This window comes from Caldicellulosiruptor sp. DIB 104C, from assembly GCF_028198085.1.
GTDB lineage: Bacteria > Bacillota > Thermoanaerobacteria > Caldicellulosiruptorales > Caldicellulosiruptoraceae > Caldicellulosiruptor > Caldicellulosiruptor saccharolyticus.
Genome location: NZ_CP116337.1, coordinates 1557835 through 1578762 on the forward strand (window position 1 = coordinate 1557835; position 20928 = coordinate 1578762).

The window sequence follows — 20928 nt, forward strand, 5'->3', positions numbered from 1 at the left end:
TAAATTTATTAATTTAAAGCTGCAAAGACTACCTCCACAACCATCTGAATGAGCATTACAATTGACCACACTCGTCATTGTTTTAAATAAACTTATTATCCTCACATCTACTACTTTATAACAATGTTTCGTCTTAAAATGTTATATAAAGTTTTTCTTCCAACTGCATCAGCCTCCGTATATATTATTTGAGATGGTTGAATACCTGTATTATTCTCAATGTCCTGCTGAATGGGTGGACTTGGCATTTGATACTTCAACGTTAGTCCTGCATATGGATTTCCCATAGTGTTAATATTGAAAGTATTACCAAGGGAGATAATTGAACCATTCAGAATGGTTAAGCCGCCACCCACAAATGTAATGTTTCCTCTTGAAATTAAATGCAGCTGGAGTGTTGAGAAATCAACAATTGGTAATCCCAATCTGTCTGATATCTCTATCCTTGCTTCATTATCGTTAATAAAGGATTCACCATATATTACTATCTGCGGTGGGGTTTGAGTTATGTCTGCAGTGCTGCCAAGCTGATGACTACCAACACTATCAGCTGGCAATGGTGTTGTTAGCAAACCACTGGTATAATCCCGATTTCTTATCTCATCTATCTCAGCTGGCGTAGGTGGATATGAAAAAGAAGAAGAATACGAAATTGTCCCACCATTATTTTGTATGGATATTATCGTGGATGCATCGGGAGTTGTTGCTACATATAATTTTGCTCCATTTTCAAGAATCAAGCGGGAACCATTGCGTACTACCAATGAATTGCAGTAAACCGCACTGTTGCTTTTCAACGTTACTGTTGCTCCATCAATAACCTCAAGTGTCCCTCTTATACTTGCTAAAGCTGAAACTTCCATGTTCACACCCGGTCCAGCTAGCTTTACATTGCTATCGGAAAACAATTGTACAAACTTATAGCTACCGGCCCCATATAATTGCATTTCCTGACCAACATAAATTGTTTTTGCATCAATATTAGTTGAGCGTGGGGATATCCTATTTGCTTTCAAACTTTTTTCTACATAAATCATGTTTCTTACAACTATATTGTTGTCACGACATCGCGAGTCACTATCTTGATTTATCACCATCTCACCTTTTGATATCAAATTGTCAATATTAAACACCGCACCACCGTCAATCGTCATGTCACCGCCTGAATAAACACTGCCATTTTCCACAGTCAGGTTTTTGTTAGTAATAAGAGCACCTTTCGAAAATATTGCATAATCAAGCGGTGATGAAGGAACAGACGTTGGTGATGGATTCAAAATTAAGTTCACTGAACCTTCACTGTTACCAGCTATTCCAACATCTAATCGTAATGTTCTTTTTATCTCTTTATCTGACGAAGTTCCTGCTCTCTTTTTAGATACATCAATGTAAATTGTATATCCATCAGGAAGAGACCCACTTGTCGTACCTGACCATGCATTAACTGTAATATCATCAAGTTCATACCCAGTCAGGCTCTCATAATGTGGCTTTATATACAACTCTACTAAGTCAGATAACTTCTTAAACTCCGGCAGCGACAGAAATTCAACCTTTATGGAAGCATCACTACCCACGTCATTCATAAACCGGCTTACCTCATCCCTTATAATCGCTTTCATACCCTCATACACTTTGTCTTCAGCTACATCTCGACTTATCCTCCCATGTCGCAAATCATCCAATATCTTCCCCGGCTCATAGCTCTCATCCCCCAATAACCATCTCACTCGACCAGGACTTATATCTTTCAGTGTCCCATCTCCCTTGTAATAATAACCATACGCTATGTTCTTTGCATCCTCTAACAGTTGATTAAAATAATACAAAAACTCCTCTGCTGCACTTTCAGCTCCATAGCCTGTTGCAGATTTCTGATATATAGATGTGCTCTGGTTCAGTGATGCCAACACAGCAGACATCGTCCCCAGCAATATTGTGCTCAGAACAGCAATAACTATTATCACCACAATCAAAACAGATCCGTCAACCTTTTTAATAAACATCCTGTCTTTTAAACAACTAATTTTTTCCGGCATCCACTTTTTACCCCCTCACAATAAATTTGTACTCCCTCACTTTTCTATTCTTTTGTTCGTTCCAAATTTCCATGGTTACCTCAAAAAGCTGATGGTAAAATTTTGAATTGGTGTACGAAATAAATTTCACTGTGGACCTTTGTGTGGTAAAATTACCAGCTGGACTTGCTGTCGGACTTGGTGTAGGAGATGCCGCAGAACCTACTGTAAAGCTTTTAGACCATACTTCTAATAGTTGAGTAGTGTAATTTGATGTACGAATTCCCCCGTTCATTTCAAAGACACCATCAATATTACAATTTACAGTAGAAGTATTTTCAATAAAGTAAATTTTAAAATTGGGATTAGTAACTATTAATGGTATATTATTAAATCTATACTCAGCTCGGTCTATTCCGCTTATTTCCTTATAAACTTCTATATTTACCACTCCACTTAAACTTGGAGGAATAGATAAACTAAGGTCATATTTCACACCACCATAAGTTGCATCGTACACTTTTTGGTATACTGACATTGTATTTGAAGCATCAGCTACAAGTATTAAATCGAAATCACAATCAATCCTTTTTACAGTATATTTTACTTTATATTTGTCATTGCCAAATTCAAGTTCACTACCACTATAGTCTGGTAATGAATATACTACATCCGCAAAATGACTATCATCATTTCCCATATCAGCATACATTTTTTCCATTGCTTTGTTCAAAACCTGTGCAATATCCATATTCTCTTTTGACTTTGAGGTTACCCTTATCGACTGGTTAAATGCAATACCAATTGGAATCAATATTATAGCAAATATAGCAACAGCAACTATAGCCTCTATTAACGAAAAACCCTTTACCTTCATGTGAGCTCACCTTATTTAAATAAATTATTTTTTCCACTTGGACTGCTCTTAATTGTCTTATTCAAAACAAACTCACGCGCTGGACTTTGCGGGTCGTTAAATCCATAAAATTTTATCACTGCATTTACCGTTAACTTGTTTTCTGCTTTTGTCATGTTCAGCGAATCAATTGTAAATAAAGGCGCAAAATTCGGTTGTTTATCAAGAATTGTGTGTATTTTTTCATATTCACAATTCCAGGTTTGGCGTGATGATAGATAATATGGATAAAACTGGTCACCCAAATTTTTTGTATTTCCAAGCTCAATTTTCTGGGAAGGCTCAAACATATATGAAGAAGTACTAATCTTCACTGTTTCTAAGAGTCTTTTTAAATCTACAACACAAAACAAAGCATTCTGATTTGGCGGAATAATATCTTTTAATTTAGCATACTCTTTTTTCGCATTTTCAATTTCTGCCTTGTGTGCGTTATAATTGCTTATTATCATATCTAACCTTGAAAGCTCTGCAGTAAGGGTTTCATACTGTGTTTTTAAATTCTCTAATCTTTGAGACAAGTTACTATATACAAATGAATAAAAAACCACTCCAATTATCACTATTAACCCAATAATCAGTAAATTTTTTTCTCTACTGCTCAGTTTATAACCCATTGCTACCTTTCCCCACCTTCATTAAACTGATCTTAAAATTCTTAAAACTTCTTATCTTATATCAGCACTCACATCAGCTTTTTTGATACCTTCCACATCATTTGCACCATTAAATACTACATTTGAAAAGTGTGGATCATTAGATAGGCTGTAAACAAACTGAACCACACTCTCAACATTCTTGCTTGCCACTCTGCAATTAAGTTTGTTATTTTCTATCTGCAGCATCTCAAATGTCAGATTTTTGGGAGTTAGTTTCTCAAGAGTAGTAAGCAATTCCTTTAACTTTCGGTTTTCATTTTTCTTTTGATTAACAAACCCAATTTTTATATCATATGCCTCTTTTATCTTTAAATCTTTCTGTATCTTGTTCACAATTATTCTCTTCGAGTTTATTTCTGTCGTAGTACTGCTGATTTTCATGGAATAGGAAATTATCTGAACAAACATAAGTACAGATACCAATATACACACACCAATTACTGATATCAGAGCAATTATTAATGCACCGCTTGCCTTCTCTTCCCTCACTCTATATTGCTTACTGTATGCCTCTAACAAATTTATATCCTTTAAAACTGGCACTACCTTCTGCCTCCTTTGCCCTCCAATATCACTGTGTCTTCTAAATCAACCCACTGAAAGCTGTTGCATATGCAAACATCACACTTTTTTCCTGTGATTCAATCTTTCTGACAGACTTAAAATCGCTCACAAGTTCTACATCCATATTCAATCTTCTTCTCAAAAGACCACTAATATCAATATGTTGACATACCTCTCCCGTTAAGTATATTTTCTTTATGTTTGTTATAGGTTCTTCCCTTGTTCGTACAAAGTCATAAAACTTAATTACGCTTTCAGAAATAAGATCTTCAATTAAGCTAAATTCATAATCATAAGATTGCTCAGAATTTTCTTTAAACATCTCTTCAAGCTGAACAAGCGAAAATAACTTTGTGGCACAAAGTTCATTGTTCGCAACAACAGAAGTAGAAACTCCATTTCGGGTGATATTCACTATCATGTATGAGTTATCATCTTCTTGTTTGTTCAGCTTTCTTTCGTTTTTGAACAGTTTAACAATTGAATTTGGCTCAATATCAATCTTAGATATTTTTATTCCTGCATTTTTAAAGGCATTTATTACACCTTCTATTAAAAATCTATGTACACCAACAATAAGTATCTTTTGCTTTTTAATCTTCCCTTCGTCAAATATTTTAAGTTGCTTATAATCAAGTACATAACTATCTATGTTTATTGGGAAATATTGTCTTGCCTCATGGCGTATCATGTTGTATATTTTATCATCGGCAACGTAAGGCATTTCTAATTCTCTTATCAAAATGTTTGAAATCCCTGAAAATATAACATTAACATTTTTCTTGCCAACCTTATTTTGATTGAAAAGGCTTCTAAGCTCTATCTGCAAAAGAACATCGTCAACCTTAATATCCTCTTTGATTATGTTATCATCGAGATTTTTTTCAAAAAATCTATTGATTTCTATGCTGCTATTTTGAAACTTACCTTCGGCCACTCTTACATAGTTTTTTCCTATCTCCACAACTACTTTTTCACTCATCAGATTCACCTCGAATAAATTTCAAAAAGTTTCTACCTGTATATTCTTTCGTTACATTAAAAGGTGCGAAAAACATGTTCTATTTTGTATACTCTTGTTATTTGGTTAGAACCACGCTTGTTTATAACAACCTCATATTCAATTACTATCTTTGAACCCGGAACAAAAATACAATCAAATCTGGTAACCAGCCCATCTAAAAAGGTGAAGGCTATAGGTGATGGGACAGTGGGACTACTTGAAGATGCCAGAAATATCTTCTCAATACTAATTTTCTTAGAACCGCTATCATACACAAGCTTTATTCTAAAATCAGGTCGGGCAGTTGGTGCTGGCAAGTCGCTTTGATATACATCCATTGTTATTTCTTTTGTTGTGCCAGCAACCGAATACTGAATACTGGCCTGGTCAGACATAGACAGCCACTGCTTTACCTGATCGTTTAATCTTTTTGCTTCACCCTCAATCCTGGCTATGTTAATGTTCTCCTGTGCAACTTTGAAGTTCTGAATAAAAAAGGAATAAATTGCGCCAAGGATTATTGCTACAATTGCAACAACTACTATCAGCTCAACAAGCGTCAAACCTTTTAATTTAAAATCACTTTTTATTTTCAAATTACATCTCATTTAACTTCAACACTCCCTGGTGGCATTACCCTGACAATAACCTTTTTTTGATAACCGCCTGTTACCCCTCTTATTCTCACAACAAACTCCTTATTTGCATTTGGAAAATAACTTTCATTGCTCCTCACACCCGGTGAACCTGAAAAACGCCACAATATTCCTTTATTGTCATAATATATATAGGTCGCAACTGGTCCCGATCCTGTAACTATCACGTCAGAGTCTAACTCAGCGCTCTTGCTTTTTAGTTCCTTTAATACCTTTTCCGTTCCTCTTTCATATTTTACAAGCTGGATCTGCAAATACGTCTCACCTGTTACCGGATCTGGCACAATATAGTTATTGATTTTGACAAAGTATTTATCAAATACTACTTCTTTGTCTTCATACTCGTAGAGCATTGACAGCATATCAGCAAGCCCATTGGCAACGTTTTTGACCTCTGCCCGGCGAACAGATGCCAGATAAGCCGGTATTCCAATTGCTAACAATATTGCAATTATCACAATGACAATTATCATTTCGCTCAGGGAAAATCCCTTACATTTCATTCTTACAATCCCTTTCTTCATGCCTCATATTATTTTTGACTATATACGCCGCTGCTGCCAGCGCAGCAATTATGTCAATCTCAAACTGAATTTCTAACTCTTTTAATTTAACATACATCTTACCTTCTTCTGTCACGCAATATCGAGGTGGAAGTCTATTCAGAGCCAATGCCATTACATCGGCTTTGCATTTTTCGCATTTGCAAACGTCCAATTCATCAATTATTTTCTCATAGTATTTTTGAACAAGTTCTTCCATCAGATTTTTTACAACATACATCAAATACCTACCTCACTATTATTAGCTGATAGTAAAGATCAGCAATCCTTTCGCCTGCTACTGTTGATACAAATATGCCAATTGATATGAATGGACCAAACGGAATCTCCCTCTTTTTCTCGTTTCCCTTTAAAATGCTTTGAACAAACTTCAAACCTAAAACATATAAAAACGCTACAAAAAATGCCACGAAATTGCACACAATTGCCTGTCTTACCGAAAACCCTATACCACCTGCCATCAAAAGTAAAACATCCCCTAACCCCATAGCAATGCCTCTGGAAATAATGTATATAAGCCCCACAAGAAAAGTATTTAAAATTGGTCCAAGCAGTATATATATAATTGTGGTCTTTGCAATACCTTTTATGCTTACTTCAAAAGCAAGCTTTAAAATAGCAAGCAACAGGAGATTTCCTACGCTCATTTCGTATGTTTTGAAATCTACAACTGAAATGTATAATAATACACACCCTATAACAAATAATAAAAAAGCTGAAATGCTCATTCCGAACACTTTTATGCTTGCTATTGCAAGAAAACAGCATACCATCTCAACCACAGGGTATAAAGGTGAAATTGGACTTTTGCAATACCTGCACTTCCCTTTCAGGATAATAAAGCTTAAGACAGGGATTAAATCAAACCATCTTATCCTTTTTCCACAATTTGGACAATGACTCGAGGGGAATATAATTGATTCCCCTCGAGGTATTCTGTATATGCATACATTCAGGAAGCTGCCAATAACCAATCCCAACGTTCCCACTATTGCCTCTAACATCTTTAGTATACTCCTTCAAAATTAAATTAAGAGTACAAAACAATTATTATTTGTAGTCTGGATCTGGAGACGGATAGAGCTCACGAACAGTACCATTAGAATCTTGAGCACCTATCTTCAATACTTGATTTGTTGCATCATATTGATAATAAAAATCTCCATTTCTCAACTTTGTCTTTGGAAGTCCACTACCTAAGTAATCTTGAATACCGTTACCAGTGTTAACAGGGTCTTTATCTTGTATTTTTTGCCAGTCAGCTGTACCATTCAACACATTTCCCTCTGAAACCCACTGCTGAATAGCTGTAGCAATATTCTTTGCATTTGCCTTATCAGCCTCAATTTTTGACTTGTTTATCTGTTTTAATACTTGAGGTACCGCAATTGCAATCAAGATAGCAATTATCGCAACAACTATAACCATCTCAATTAATGTAAAACCTTTGTGCTTGCTGTTAACCTGTTTTACAAGCCAAGCCATCATCTTTCAAATCGCCCCCTCTTGTTTTTTAAATTTTTAGTAACCAGGATCAACATTTGGAAAAAGCTCATAAAAGTTTGTTCCATCACCACTATAAACTTTTAGTACAGTATCAAGTTTATAGTAGAAATAGCAGGAACGTCGGTAAACTGGCTTTGGCAAGCCTCCTGAAATATAATCGCTAAGCTTTAAACTATATGGAGGACTTAAACTTACAACATCTGAGTCAATTTTGTGAAAATTGTTATCAGGTATAAGCACATTTAAACTTTTCCCGCTATCTTCCTCGAAAAGGTAAAACGCATATGCAATATGCCTTGCATTTTGTATATCAGCTGACTTTCTTGCCTTATTTATATTCTTTAAAACCTGGGGAACAGCTATAGCAATAATCACACCCAGGATAGCAACCACTACCACCAGCTCAATTAAGGTAAATCCTTTTCTTTTCAATTTAATTTTCCCCACCTTTTATACATCTTTGAGTTTTTTACGCACCAACGCTTCCATACAATTTGAATATCGGCAAGATTATTGATGCCAGTAAAAAACCTACCATGATAGCAAGCAACACAATCATTATAGGTTCAAATATTGATGTTAGCCTTGTTACCTGATTTTCAACTTCATTCTCATAATAATCCGCTGCCTTATTAAGCATATATTCCAAATTACCACTTTCTTCACCAGTTCTTATCATAATTTCAATAAGCCTTGGGAAAATCCCCACATCAGCAATAGGGTAGCTCAAACCCTCTCCCTTCTGCACCCTGTCGATAACCTCTTCAAACTTCTTCTCCACAAATACATTTGTCATGACATTTTTTGTGGTCTCAAGAGCTATCACTATACTAACACCAGCTGCTGTCATCGTGCCAAGTGTTCTTGTAAACCTTGTTACAATTTGTCCAAGGATAATCTTACCTATGACTGGAATTTGAAGTTTGAACTTATCTATATAAAATCCACCTTTGTCGGTTTTTCTAATTACCTTGTAAGCTACCACAAATAAAATGCATACTATAATTATTAAAATAAAATTGTTTCTCATAAAATTGGAGCTGGAGATTATGAACTTTGTGGTTGCAGGCAGCTCAACATTAAGCTCGCTAAAAATCCCTACAAAAGTTGGTACAACAAATGTGAGCATTATTATCAATACACCTATTGCAACAAGAATAACAATTGCCGGATATATCAAGGCATTTATAATTTTCTGGCGTAATTTTAACTCCTTTTCAAAGTGGGTAGCCATCCTATCAAGTGCCTGATCAACAGAACCTGACATCTCACCAGCTTCAATCATGTTTATCAAAATTGGTGGAAAACATTCAGCTTTTTCTGCCAAAGCTCTCGACAACATTGACCCACTTTGCACTTTCTTATGTATATCCTCTAATACCTTTCCGAAATATCTGCCTTTGAACTGCTCAGCAATGACATCTAACGCACTTACCATTGGTATACCCGCCATAAGCATTGTTGCAAACTGGCGACAAAACACTGCTAAGTCTTTTATAGGTATCTTTTTTCGCAACTGAACTGAAATATCTTTTTGCCATACTCCTTTTTCTCGCAAGTCTATTATATATAGCTGACGTCTCTTAAGACTTTCTGCTGCAAGCTCAATTGTATCTGCCAATATTGTCCCCTCAACATTTTTACCACTGCTATCTACTGCTTTGTAAACAAACTCCGGCATACCCCACTACTCTCCTTAACATCCCAAATTTATTCGTCACACCACCAAACCTAAAAAGCATTTGAAAAGCTTATGCACTGAGCAGTCTTTGCATAAAATCAAAGTCAGTAGCATAGTTGAACGCATCTTCACGGGTGATAAGCCCTCGTTTGTACAAGTCTATGAGTGACTGCTCCATTGTTATCATGCCCTGTCGCTGATGCGTTTGAATAATTGATTGAATCTGATATGTTTTAGCCTCCCTAATGAGGTTTCTTATGGCCGGATTTACTATCATTACCTCTGTCGCAACAACTCTACCTTTACCATCTCGACGGGTCAAAAGTTGCTGAGAAACAACTCCCTGTAAAACTGTTGATAGCTGAATTCTTATCTGTTGTTGCTGATGCGGTGGAAAAACGTCAATTATACGGTCTATTGTCTTTGCCGCTCCAATTGTGTGAAGTGTGGAAAACACCAGGTGTCCTGTTTCAGCAGCTGTTAAAGCTATCGCAATTGTCTCCAAATCCCTCATCTCACCAACCAGGATTACATCAGGATCTTCTCTCAAAGCCGCCCTCAGCGCATCTGCAAAGCTGAGTGTGTCACTCCCTATCTCTCTTTGATTGATAATACTCTTGTTGTGCCTATGCAAATACTCTATTGGATCCTCCAAGGTTATTATATGTACATCTCTTTCTTTATTGATTATATCAATCAATGATGCCAGAGTTGTGGATTTTCCTGAACCAGTTGGACCTGTAACTAAAACAAGTCCTTTGTTCAATTTTGTAAATTCCTTCAATACCGGTGGAAGGCCAAGTGTCTCAAATGGTGGTATATTTACTGGAATTATTCTAAAAGCTATAGAATATGAACCTCTTTGTTTATAAACATTTACTCTGAACCTGCTTACGCCTTTTATGCCGTAAGAAAAGTCTATCTCACCTTTCTGCTCAAGAATTTTAAACTGGTTTTCGTTGGTGATCTGTCGCACAAACTCCTCTACCATTTCAGGCGTCAAAATTGAATCGTCTGTCCGTACCAATCTACCGTGAATTCGATAAATTGGAGGAACACCTGGTGTAATATGTATATCTGATGCCTCCTTGAGAAATGCTTCTTTGAGAATTGAATTAATATCCATAAGTATTTGCTTCCTCCTTCCCCTAAGCTCCCCTCTTGTTATTACTTTACAGTACTATTCTAAGGCATAAGTAATCTTAAGATATTCTTCAACTGATGTAATTCCATTCAAAACTCTCTCTTTGCAAGCTTGTCGCAGTGTCTTCATCCCCTGTTTGACAGCAAGTTCCTTTATCTCCTCACTGCTGACATCTTTTTTGTTTATAAGTTTTCTCAACTCTTTTGTCACAATCAGAATTTCATATACACCTGTTCTACCATAGTAACCTTTTTTATCACATATATGACATCCTCTCTTTCTGTATAATTTTACATTCTCATCTTGCTTTATGTCAAGAAGAATTTTTTCTTCCTCTGATGGCTCATAAGGCTCTTTACAGTATGGACACAGTTTTCTTACCAATCTCTGTGATATTACCCCTACCAACGACGAGCTTATCAAAAAGTTTTCTATCCCCATGTCAACCAACCTTGTAATTGCACTTGCTGCATCATTTGTATGAATGGTTGACAACACTAAATGCCCTGTAATAGCAGCCCTGATTGCCATGTCAGCTGTCTCTCTGTCTCGGATCTCACCAATCATAATTATATCCGGGTCCTGTCGCAAGATTGATCTCAGCGCCGCTGCAAATGTTAGCCCTGCTTTGGTATTGACCTCAACTTGATTAATACCTTCTATAGTACTTTCAACAGGATCCTCAACGGTTATTATGTTGCGCGTTCCAGTGTTAAGTTCGTTTAAAATAGTATAAAGCGTAGTAGACTTACCACTACCGGTGGGACCACAGACCAAGATTATTCCATGTGGCGCAGCAATCAGCTTGTTATATTTCTCTTCGTCCTCTTCAGTCAAGCCAAGCTCAGTTTTGGAACGCACAAATGCACTTTTGTCTATCACACGCACAACAATCTTTTCACCATAAACACATGGTAAAGAGGAGATTCTCATGTCATATATTTTATCCGAAAAAATGTAAGTTGTTCGCCCATCCTGTGGTATCCTCTTTTCTGCAATGTCCATATTACCTACAATCTTAATTCTTGCCAATAGTGATGGCAATATCCCAATATCTAACTTCAAGACATCATACAATACACCATCTATTCTGTATCTGACTTTTATCTCGTTCTCAAACGGTTCAATGTGAATGTCGCTTGCACGCGATGTAATAGCTTGTTCAAAAATCGAATTGACAAGTCTTACAATAGGTCCTTCTGTTCCGTCTTCCAAACCAAGCTGGAATCGCGGTGTTAAAGTAGCTCTTTTGGCTTGGCTGTCCTTCTCTGCAGTCTCTTTTTGCAACTCTTCAGCTGCTTTTAAAGCTTCTTGCTTACCATAGAACCTTTCGATCGCACGTTTAATATCGGATGCCTTGGCGATTCGTGGTCGTACTCTTTTGCCTGAATAAATCTCAATATCCTCCATTGCAAATATATTAAGAGGGTCGGCCATTGCCACAATCAGGCTTCCATCTTCAGCAAAACTTACCGGCAAAACGGTATGTCTTCGTGCAATTGACTCAGAAATTGTTTCAACTGCCTTAGGGTCAATTGGATATACATCTAACTTTATGTGAGGTATCCCTAACTGAAATTCTAAAATCTCTATTAGCTCATCTTCTGTTATATAGCCTTTCTCAACCAGTATCTCGCCCAATTTTTTATTGGTCTGCTTTTGAATTTTAAGTGCTTCTTCCAGTTGCTGAGGTGTAATTATCTTTGCCTCTACTAAAACATCTCCAATTCTCTTTCTTTCTCTTGGCAAAATAATCTCCCCTCTTTTCCCTTATTTTTATGTTCCTAATTCACTCTCAGCAAAATTGTTTCTTTTCGCAGTTATTTTTATCATTACGTCATTATTGTCAATTTCTGACTCAAATATTATGTTTGGTTTATATAACACGTAAACTTTCCATTCTGTTTGATTTATATCTTGCTCAATTGCAGAATACAAAACATTATTTGAAGTTAGCTTGAGAGAATTAGAAGTTACAAAAGCTGCGCTTTGTGGAATTATAGCAATTAGCAAACCATTATCTTCAAATTTCAAGATTTGCACTTTATTGCTTTCAACATTTTGTATCTTGATATATTCATCCCCAACCAAGATTTCACAATGTTTCACTTCAAAAATAAGTTTTATAACATTGTTCTCTACTACTACTTGCCAAAATGCATAAGCATGCTCTATGGACAAAATAAGTACTTTTTCGCTGCTTATATAATCTATACTTTTAACAACTTTCCTTGATTTGGTATTCCACACAATATCTTTTTCTTTAGTTAATACCTCTCCTAACAAGACATTAAGCTTTCCATCTTCTTTTTCAACCTTCTGTGGTTTAATTCCACCTCTGTTGAAATGAAACTCAACATGCACCAGCTCTTCGTTAACTTCTTTAACTTCAACCTTTTCAAGAACAGGGCATTTTTCAACTGTCAAAAATATTTTATCTTCTTTCTTTTCTACAGAGTATCTGACTTGGTCAGCAGTATCAATCAACAGTTTATAACCATTTTCCTGAGCTACCTGATATCTTTTGACAACCTTGCTTTGCAAATATTTGATTCCTTTTTCAATGTATATATCCCTTCTTCTTATTTTTACGATTAACATATTATTTTCATCGTCTTTTATAACTTCCACATCATCGTAATCTATCCGGGACAGTTCAAATACTACCATATCGTCTTCAATAACTGGATTAACTGTTACAACTTGTGCTTCAAACTCAACAATTATGTTTGAATTCTCTAATCTTACATTAAAGTCTTCCACTTTGCTATAAATATTTATTATCACATCTTCCTCTTGCTCATAGAACTCTACCCGTTCAATACAGCCTTCTCTGAATTCAACTATTGGTTGCTCGATATTACATAAAGAAGCAGTTAAAACTTTAATAGTAACAGCACCCTTTTCTTTGTCTTTTTCTGCTAAATACTTTATTTCTCCCTCACCCTTGAGAGTTAAAAATGCTTTTGGACCATTTTCTTCATATTCAAATGCTTTGATTTTATTCAACTTTCTATATGGTATTATAAATAGGTTTGTTGACGTCCTATCTTTTGACAGTGCAACCTCGATTTTACTCTTATTTTTAAGAACAATTGTTCCGCTATATCCCTTTCCTAATCTTTCTATTTCAATAGAACTAAAGGCTTCAAATTGCTCACTGTTTAAAATAGGGTCTTTCAATAAATTTACATATTTGTTATTGACATGAAACTCAATCGTGTTTTGAATTTGGTTATGGTTAATTTCAATCTCCTCAGGAAGTATATTTTGAAATACAATGCATTCCTGGAACAAATTGTAGAGCACAAAAGCTTTGTTAGGTTTTATTGAAATAAACGTTCTGCCTTTTTCTTTTACAACCGAAATCCTTTTTACTGGTGAGCAGATGACAAGATACGACTGGCCTTTTTCCCTATCTTCAACTATTTTAAGACTTTCAAGATACTCCTCTTCGAATTCAAAGTTTCTCTCAAGCAACGTTTTTGCCACAATATAACCATGCAAATAGGCATATGCAACCCCGTTCTCGGTATCATGCTCCAATACTACAGGCACAGTACTTGAGTTTGTTATAAGTTCTATTAGCGTTTCCTCGTCAGAATGATGTATTAAGACATCTTTCAAAATATTTACTTCCACAAATTTTATTCCAACCGATGTTCTTCCTTCAATAATTTCATATCTTGCTTCTTTGTATAAAATAACTTTTACATCATATCCCTTTTCACTTTTTTCTACTATATATCTGTCTACTATTAAATCCTCTACTTTAGTTTCTCCCTCATTAAATATTATGTCACTGGTAGAAATCCTGATGGTGTATTCTTTCTCGGAGATAGCATCAACTTGAATACTGGAAGGCACCACATTATCTATCATTATGAATTTATTATTTTTATTGTATGAAATAACTCCCTTGCTTCTTCTGAGAACTATTGATATCTTCCCTTCTCTTTCACGAATATCAAACTTTTTAGCTTTTGTTAGAACCATAATATATACATTTCCATTTATTTCTTTTACTTCTACTTTCTCAACAAGACTATTCTCAAATGTATACTCATGTTTGACATTTGATGCTACAAAGCACTCCTCGATAGTAACTATTACTCCATTCCCTAATTTCATTCTCCCCACATTGTAAGCTATTTCTTTGTTTGTACAAATTGAAAGGATATCTTCCCCACCTTTCTGCTCAAATTCAATATTAGTCACAATACCACCAACGTCTATCTCCTCACCTTTGTCTTCGTCGTAAAAAACACTTGTAGTACTTCCTTCTTTTTCTTTTTCATCCTCAAGAAACTCATCTGACACACCCATCTTTGTCTCTATCAAATCTGAAACTTTTTCGCTGATTTCTTGCTGATTATTTGTTTCATTTCTTTTTTCTGAGAGATCTTGGGTCAATTCTGGAACATCTGAAATTTCAGTTGTATCAACTTTACTTTTACCTCCCTCACCTTCAACTTTTACGAATTCATCAATTCTAGCAACTTCCTCGTTTTTGCTTTCATTCTCCACACCAGGTGTTTCAATTGTCGCTTGACTTAATTCTTTCTGACCTATACTTTCCTCGTTTGTCATATTTCTTTCAATCTGAGACAATGCTTGAATATTTTTCTCTACTTTTTTCAGAACCTCTTCAACTTTTTCCCGGGAAAACGGTTTGGTGATATAATTTGTTGCTCCAACTTTCATTGCCTCTTTTACAACCTCATGATTACTAATTGCTGTAATCATTACAACCTGCGTAGAGGATGAAGTTTCTTTTATTTTTTTTAAGAGCTCTAATCCACTCATATCCGGCAAAGTAATATCTAAAGTCACTACATCAGGTTTGTATTCCTTAACCATCCTTAAAGCTTCGTTTCCACTTGAAGCTTCTCCTACTACTTCTTCTCCTAATTCTTGTAATATTCCCCTTAAAACCTTTCGTATAAAAACAGCATCATCCACAATTAAGATTTTCACCCTGATACACCTACCCCTCTATTTGAACTTTCGGTTATTTCAATTCTTATCTTTCAGAAGTTCTCTTATTTTATCATACGTTATAAACTTTTTACCTAATATTATTCCAACAATGACAACTACTGTTATCAGTATAGCTTTGACTATTCCAACTTCTAAAATAAACAGAATCAAAATAAGAGCTAAAGCTCCGCCTACCAACATTCCCACATTTTCTTTTATAAATTTTTCTAATTTATTCAATCACCCATACCCCCTCGAATATTTTTTCATATATTTTTGTGAACCTTTTGTAAATAAATTTACACATTTTCTTACTTTTTATTATACTACGCTTAAATTAATTGCGCAATTTAAAAAATTTTTGAATAGCGCTAAACGTTGTTAGTTACTTTTTTATTGAAAACTGCCTCTATCTAAGAAATTACAACACCATAGAGATTCTAAAGTTTTACAGAAGTTAGCAATTCTTTCCATTACTTTTTTTATAGTATTTAACTATATATCAATTATAATTATTTGTTTAATTACTTCACTTTTTGTGCACCCCTCTTTATACGCTGTTCTAAAATCAGGAAGATTAACTATTGAGCGAATTCCCTGTTATGTTAAAATACATATAAATAGTCCCAGAAAGGAATTAAGTATTATTCGCTCTAACAATGCTGTCAAATCTTTAACCTCTAATTTACTTTTTGAAATTTTCTTTTTCATTCTGTTACTAAGAAAGAAAATTTTTTAATGTCTAACATCCGGAAGTGGTATTGATACTTTTAATTACTTGGTTACATGGAAGTAGTCTGCTGAGTTTTTATTTTTTTATTGCCAAAAAGGTTGAGAAATTCCTGCATTATTCTTGCAGAAGATAAAGTATTAATGATTATTCCGAATAATTGGTTATTTCTGAAATTTTATATCCATTAAACAGAATAGTTGTCTTTCAATAATTATAAGTTGAAGTTCTGAAAAAGGTGAGATATAATTTAATAAAAATTCACGAAGAAAGGATTTATACCATGCTACCAAAAGTATACTTTGTAATCCCATGCTATAACGAAGAAGAGATGCTTCCTTATACAATTGAGAAGATGCTGCAAAAGTTTGACGATCTTTTGAAAAAGGGACTAATATCCGAAAACAGCAGAATTATCTTTGTGGATGATGGGAGTAAAGACAAAACTTGGCAGCTAATAAAAGAGGCAACAAAAGACATAAAGTTTGTTGGTGTAAAACTTTCGAGAAACTGTGGCCATCAAAATGCTTTGATGGCTGGAATGAGCTATGCTCTGAAGTTTTGTGACTGTGCAATTACATTGGATGCTGATTTGCAGGATGATATAAACGTAATTGACGAGTTTATCAAAAAGTTTGAAGAAGGGTATGATGTTGTGTATGGTGTTCGAAGCAGCAGAAAAACTGATACTTTTTTCAAAAGATTTACAGCACAGAGTTTTTATAAGCTGATGCGGGCATTTGGAGTTGAAATTGTGTATAACCATGCAGATTACAGGCTTTTGAGTAAAAAAGCCTTAGAGTTTTTGATGCAGTTTGAAGAGAGAAATTTGTTTTTGAGAGGAATAATTCCCCTGATTGGGCTCAAATCAACAATTGTGTATTATGAAAGACAAGAAAGGATTGCAGGTAAGACAAAATATCCACTCAAAAAGATGCTTTCTTTTGCCTTTGAAGGAATAACCTCATTTTCTGTAAAGCCAATAAAATATATAACTTTTGCAGGCTTTTTGATGTTTTTACTCAGCATTGCAATTTTGATATATGCAATAGTTCAGAAGATAAGAGGACAAGCCATTGCAGGTTGGACCTCTTTAACCATTTCAATTTGGTTTATAGGCGGGCTTCAGCTTGTTGCACTGGGATTGATTGGTGAGTACATAGGGAAGATTTATAAAGAGGTAAAGAGACGACCGCTATATCTTATTGAGGAGATAGCAAAAGATGAACATGAGTAATGTATCCCTCAAAAGAAAGTTTATTTTAAAAATTCATTCAAAGGTCAATCAATTACTTGAACTTGTCAAATTTTCAATTGTAGGGGTTATAAACACAACAATTGATTTTGCAGTCTTTTTTGTTTGCTACTCTATTTTGCATTTTAATTCTTCTTTCAGTCAGGTTTTTGGCTACACGGCTGGTATGGTCAACAGTTTTTTGATGAACAAAAAGTGGACATTTGAAGATAGCACAAAAGGACGTATAATAATACTAAAGGTAGTAAAGTTTGCCTTTACAAATATTATCTCATTGCTACTCTCAATTGTAATGATAAAACTTTCAAGGCTATATCTGTCAAACTCAATTTTAATTGCAAAAATACTTGCAACTTTATGTGCTCAAGGGGTAAACTATATTTTATATAAGTTCTGGGTGTTTACTAAAATGGAGACAAATAATGAGAGTATTTAAAAAAACATGTAAAAAGATTTTTGAGTACATTGTTGCTTTATTGCTGGTATTTCTCTTTTTGTTATCCTATTACTATAGATTTTTGCTCTAACAAGAAAAAGTTTTAGGATATAGTTCCCGAAAGTCTTAATATTCTGTGTTTTCGGGGGATGTAATAGCTTGTTGAACAAATGATTTTCCATTAATATAAAGGTGATTGCAAATTGTATTAGCATATTTGGGAGAAATTTGAGACTTATCGTTTTTTGTTACATACCTCTCTTAAATGAGCAACTCACCTCCAATCTACATGCCTCTTGTATGTCTTAATACCCTATAACCTTATATTTTCCAAGCTATATTTTTTTCTCGCACTCCTTTAGGATTTCAAGTAAAAAACTTTGAGAAAGATTTACTATATCAAACCAAATCTTTTCAGCTTCAACTGCCTGGTACACAAGCATCTTAAGACCATTTTCAGTCTTTGACCCTTTCTTTTCGGCTTCTTCCAAAAAAGTGGTCTTAGGAGGATTGTATATCATATCATATACAAAAACTGGTATGCCAGCCACATAGTTTTCAAAGTCAAAAGGACTGCTTTCAATATTCGGAAACATTCCCACAGATGTTGTGTTAATAATTATATCGTATTTAAACTCATATCTTCTTAGCCATTCTACTGGAAGGATTTTTAAAATGTCTTGAAAAACCTCTTTTAAGCTTTCTGCCTTTTCATATGTTCTGTTTGCAACAAAGACCTCTTTCACACCCATCCTGTAAAGTCCATAGATGCAAGCTTTTGCTGCACCACCAGCACCTAAGATTAAAATCCTTTTGTCTTTTACACTAATTCCTACTTCTTCTAAACTCCTTTTAAAACCTAACCAGTCAGTGTTATAAGCAACAAGCTTTTCACCTTCTTTTTTTACGGTGTTGGCAGCCTGAATTATTCTGACATCTTCAGAAACCTCATCGCAAAACTCCAAAATATCCTCTTTATAGGGAATTGTTATGTTAAATCCGACAACATCGCCATCTTTTTTAACCATTTCAACAAACTCTTTTAGCTTTTCAAAATCAGGTAATTCAACATTTGAGTAAACTGCATCAATACCAAAGTTAGACAAGATTTTATTGTGAATAAGAGGAGAGATAGAGTGTCTTAAGCTCTTTCCAATAAGATACAGTTTTTTCATTTGCCCTCATCCTTCATATAGTATTTTAAGATCCTTCTCTCAAAGATTCTGTTTATTCGTGTTATAAAAAACTCCCTTTCTTTAAGCGGCCTTACTAAAATCACAAAGAGTTTTAGCCTTTTTGCACCTATTACATCCGTAAAAAACTGGTCACCAATCACAGCTGTTTGATGGTTTTTCTTTCCTTCATGAAGAATGTAAGATGCTTTTAAAAAACCAGATTTTAAAGGTTTTTTAGCATTGTACACACTCGGGAGCCCTAAAACATTTTCAATTTTTTTTACTCTTTCTTTTTGATTGTTTGACACAAGGCATATTCTAAACCCCAGTTCCTGTGCTTTTTTTATCCAAGAAAATACTTCACTTTTTATCTCAAGTTCACCCCAAGGCACTAAAGTATTGTCAATGTCAATGATAAGATAATTAATGCCTCTTGACTTTAATTTCTTTAGGTCAATCTCAAATATGTTATTACAGATAATATCGGGTTTAAAGCGCTTTAGCATTTTACGTTCTATCTCCCCTTAAAAACTTTTCTGTCTAAAAAGATGATAAAATACAACTTTTTTAAAAGTACATTTGAGCAAATCTTTTTTGTAGAGTATAATTAAATTATATTCTAATGTTGGAATTTTTTCAAAAACAATTTACAAGGGGGAAATTAAAAAATGGTTGAGGTCAAAAAAGTAGAATTTAAAGGGTGGGAAAATTGCTTTTTGATTTCAAATGAGAAAGTTGAAGCTATTGTCACAACAGATGTCGGCCCAAGAATAATTTATTTTGGTTTTAAGGGTGGTAAAAATGTATTTTGCATTGTTGAAGACCAAGCTGGTAAAAAAGGCGGAGATGAATGGAGAATCTACGGGGGAACAAGACTTTGGCATAGTCCAGAGGCAATGCCACGATCATACTACCCTGACAATACACCTATTGAGTATGAAATTTTGACCGATGGTATTATGTTAATTCAGCCTACTGAAGAGTGGACAAAGCTTCAAAAGATAATTGAATTTAGGCTTGACCCAAGTTTGCCAAAAGCATATGTTACATACAGAATAAAGAATAATGGTCTTTTTGATGTAAAAGTGGCTGCATGGGCACTATCTGTTATGAGACCTGGTGGGGTTGAAGTTATGCCAGTACCTAAAATTGATACTGGACTTTTACCAAGCTATCCTCTTGTCATGTGGCCATATACAAAACTCAATGATCACAGAGTTGTGTGGGGTGAAGATTTTATTTTACTAAAGCAGAATCCAAACTGCAAACCCCCCTTTAAAATTGGGTATCCAAATTTAGATGGTTGGGCTTGTTATTTAAATGACGGAGATCTGTTCGTAAAATACTACAAACATATAGAAGGTGCTGAATACCCAGATTTTGGGTGCTCATATGAAACATATACAACAGATTTCATGCTTGAGATGGAAACATTAAGTCCTCTTTACAATTTGCTACCTGGCAGTGAGATTGTCCACCACGAGGAGTGGGAACTCAATAAAGTATCTGGGGAGATTAGGTGCGAAGATGATGTTAAAAGATTAATCCTGCCTCTTGTAAAGAAGGACGAAAAATAAAGGCAAGAAATGAATCAAAAAATACTTGTATAATCTATGGTTGCACTCAAAAAGGGGGCTTCCCT

General features: G+C 34.9%; 21 protein-coding genes. 3 read left to right on the forward strand and 18 right to left on the reverse strand.

Annotated features, from left to right (window positions below):
• Positions 1–110: 110 nt before the first annotated feature.
• The 16 genes from PGC14_RS07850 to PGC14_RS07925 all read right to left on the reverse strand — a co-directional run bounded on the left by PGC14_RS07850 (position 111) and on the right by PGC14_RS07925 (position 15930).
• A complete protein-coding gene (locus tag PGC14_RS07850) occupies positions 111–2039 on the reverse strand; it encodes a taperin (RefSeq protein ID WP_271628596.1) in 1929 nt (642 codons plus the stop codon).
• 7 nt (positions 2040–2046) lie between these two features.
• Positions 2047–2895, reverse strand: a complete 849-nt coding sequence (locus PGC14_RS07855) for a type II secretion system protein (protein WP_011916633.1) — start codon at positions 2893–2895, stop codon at positions 2047–2049.
• 11 nt (positions 2896–2906) lie between these two features.
• On the reverse strand, positions 2907–3551 hold the full coding sequence (locus PGC14_RS07860; protein WP_271628597.1) for a hypothetical protein: 645 nt from the start codon (positions 3549–3551) through the stop codon (positions 2907–2909).
• Between the two features lie 51 nt (positions 3552–3602).
• Complete coding sequence (locus PGC14_RS07865; protein WP_271628598.1) at positions 3603–4136, reverse strand: PilN domain-containing protein; 534 nt, start codon at positions 4134–4136, stop codon at positions 3603–3605.
• A gap of 40 nt (positions 4137–4176) precedes the next feature.
• Entirely contained in the window at positions 4177–5139 is a 963-nt protein-coding gene (gene pilM / locus PGC14_RS07870; protein ID WP_011916630.1) for a type IV pilus biogenesis protein PilM, read from the reverse strand.
• Between the two features lie 56 nt (positions 5140–5195).
• Positions 5196–5768 (reverse strand): prepilin-type N-terminal cleavage/methylation domain-containing protein, encoded by a 573-nt coding sequence (locus PGC14_RS07875; protein WP_271628599.1) that lies wholly within the window; start codon positions 5766–5768, stop codon positions 5196–5198.
• A complete protein-coding gene (locus tag PGC14_RS07880) occupies positions 5765–6319 on the reverse strand; it encodes a prepilin-type N-terminal cleavage/methylation domain-containing protein (protein ID WP_011916628.1) in 555 nt (184 codons plus the stop codon). The genes PGC14_RS07875 and PGC14_RS07880 overlap by 4 nt, the downstream gene beginning before the upstream one ends.
• Entirely contained in the window at positions 6309–6599 is a 291-nt protein-coding gene (locus PGC14_RS07885; RefSeq protein WP_271628600.1) for a late competence development ComFB family protein, read from the reverse strand. Before PGC14_RS07885 ends, PGC14_RS07880 begins: the two co-directional genes overlap by 11 nt.
• 7 nt (positions 6600–6606) lie before the next feature.
• On the reverse strand, positions 6607–7383 hold the full coding sequence (locus tag PGC14_RS07890) for a prepilin peptidase (protein ID WP_011916626.1): 777 nt from the start codon (positions 7381–7383) through the stop codon (positions 6607–6609).
• Between the two features lie 46 nt (positions 7384–7429).
• Complete coding sequence (locus PGC14_RS07895) at positions 7430–7867, reverse strand: prepilin-type N-terminal cleavage/methylation domain-containing protein (RefSeq protein ID WP_271628601.1); 438 nt, start codon at positions 7865–7867, stop codon at positions 7430–7432.
• A 33-nt stretch (positions 7868–7900) separates the two neighbouring features.
• Positions 7901–8317, reverse strand: coding sequence for a type II secretion system protein (locus PGC14_RS07900; protein WP_271628602.1), 417 nt, complete (start codon positions 8315–8317; stop codon positions 7901–7903).
• A 37-nt stretch (positions 8318–8354) separates the two neighbouring features.
• The gene (locus PGC14_RS07905) at positions 8355–9566 is read right to left on the reverse strand and encodes a type II secretion system F family protein (protein WP_271628603.1); all 1212 of its coding nucleotides are present in this window, start codon (positions 9564–9566) and stop codon (positions 8355–8357) included.
• 70 nt (positions 9567–9636) lie between these two features.
• Positions 9637–10692 carry a type IV pilus twitching motility protein PilT gene (locus PGC14_RS07910; protein WP_271628604.1) on the reverse strand — a complete coding sequence of 352 codons (1056 nt, stop codon included), beginning with the start codon at positions 10690–10692 and terminating at the stop codon, positions 9637–9639.
• Positions 10693–10746: 54 nt separating this feature from the next.
• Positions 10747–12459 (reverse strand): GspE/PulE family protein, encoded by a 1713-nt coding sequence (locus tag PGC14_RS07915; RefSeq protein WP_271628605.1) that lies wholly within the window; start codon positions 12457–12459, stop codon positions 10747–10749.
• 27 nt (positions 12460–12486) lie between these two features.
• Positions 12487–15687: a response regulator gene (locus PGC14_RS07920; protein WP_271628606.1), complete on the reverse strand. Its 3201-nt coding sequence runs from the start codon at positions 15685–15687 to the stop codon at positions 12487–12489.
• A gap of 39 nt (positions 15688–15726) precedes the next feature.
• On the reverse strand, positions 15727–15930 hold the full coding sequence (locus PGC14_RS07925) for a DUF2273 domain-containing protein (protein ID WP_011916619.1): 204 nt from the start codon (positions 15928–15930) through the stop codon (positions 15727–15729).
• Between the two features lie 773 nt (positions 15931–16703).
• On the opposite strand from PGC14_RS07925, the gene PGC14_RS07930 reads away from it, so the two are divergent.
• Both PGC14_RS07930 and PGC14_RS07935 read left to right on the forward strand, forming a co-directional pair.
• Positions 16704–17657: a glycosyltransferase family 2 protein gene (locus PGC14_RS07930; protein ID WP_011916618.1), complete on the forward strand. Its 954-nt coding sequence runs from the start codon at positions 16704–16706 to the stop codon at positions 17655–17657.
• Entirely contained in the window at positions 17644–18111 is a 468-nt protein-coding gene (locus tag PGC14_RS07935; RefSeq protein WP_011916617.1) for a GtrA family protein, read from the forward strand. The genes PGC14_RS07930 and PGC14_RS07935 overlap by 14 nt, the downstream gene beginning before the upstream one ends.
• A gap of 335 nt (positions 18112–18446) precedes the next feature.
• On the opposite strand, the gene aroE is transcribed toward PGC14_RS07935, so the two are convergent.
• Both aroE and PGC14_RS07945 read right to left on the reverse strand, forming a co-directional pair.
• A complete protein-coding gene (aroE, locus tag PGC14_RS07940) occupies positions 18447–19286 on the reverse strand; it encodes a shikimate dehydrogenase (RefSeq protein ID WP_271628607.1) in 840 nt (279 codons plus the stop codon).
• Positions 19283–19792, reverse strand: coding sequence for a YqeG family HAD IIIA-type phosphatase (locus PGC14_RS07945; RefSeq protein ID WP_271628608.1), 510 nt, complete (start codon positions 19790–19792; stop codon positions 19283–19285). Before PGC14_RS07945 ends, aroE begins: the two co-directional genes overlap by 4 nt.
• A gap of 162 nt (positions 19793–19954) precedes the next feature.
• Here PGC14_RS07945 and PGC14_RS07950 point away from each other — a divergent pair, with 162 nt between their 5' ends.
• Complete coding sequence (locus PGC14_RS07950; RefSeq protein ID WP_271628609.1) at positions 19955–20863, forward strand: hypothetical protein; 909 nt, start codon at positions 19955–19957, stop codon at positions 20861–20863.
• The last annotated feature ends 65 nt before the right edge of the window (positions 20864–20928 follow it).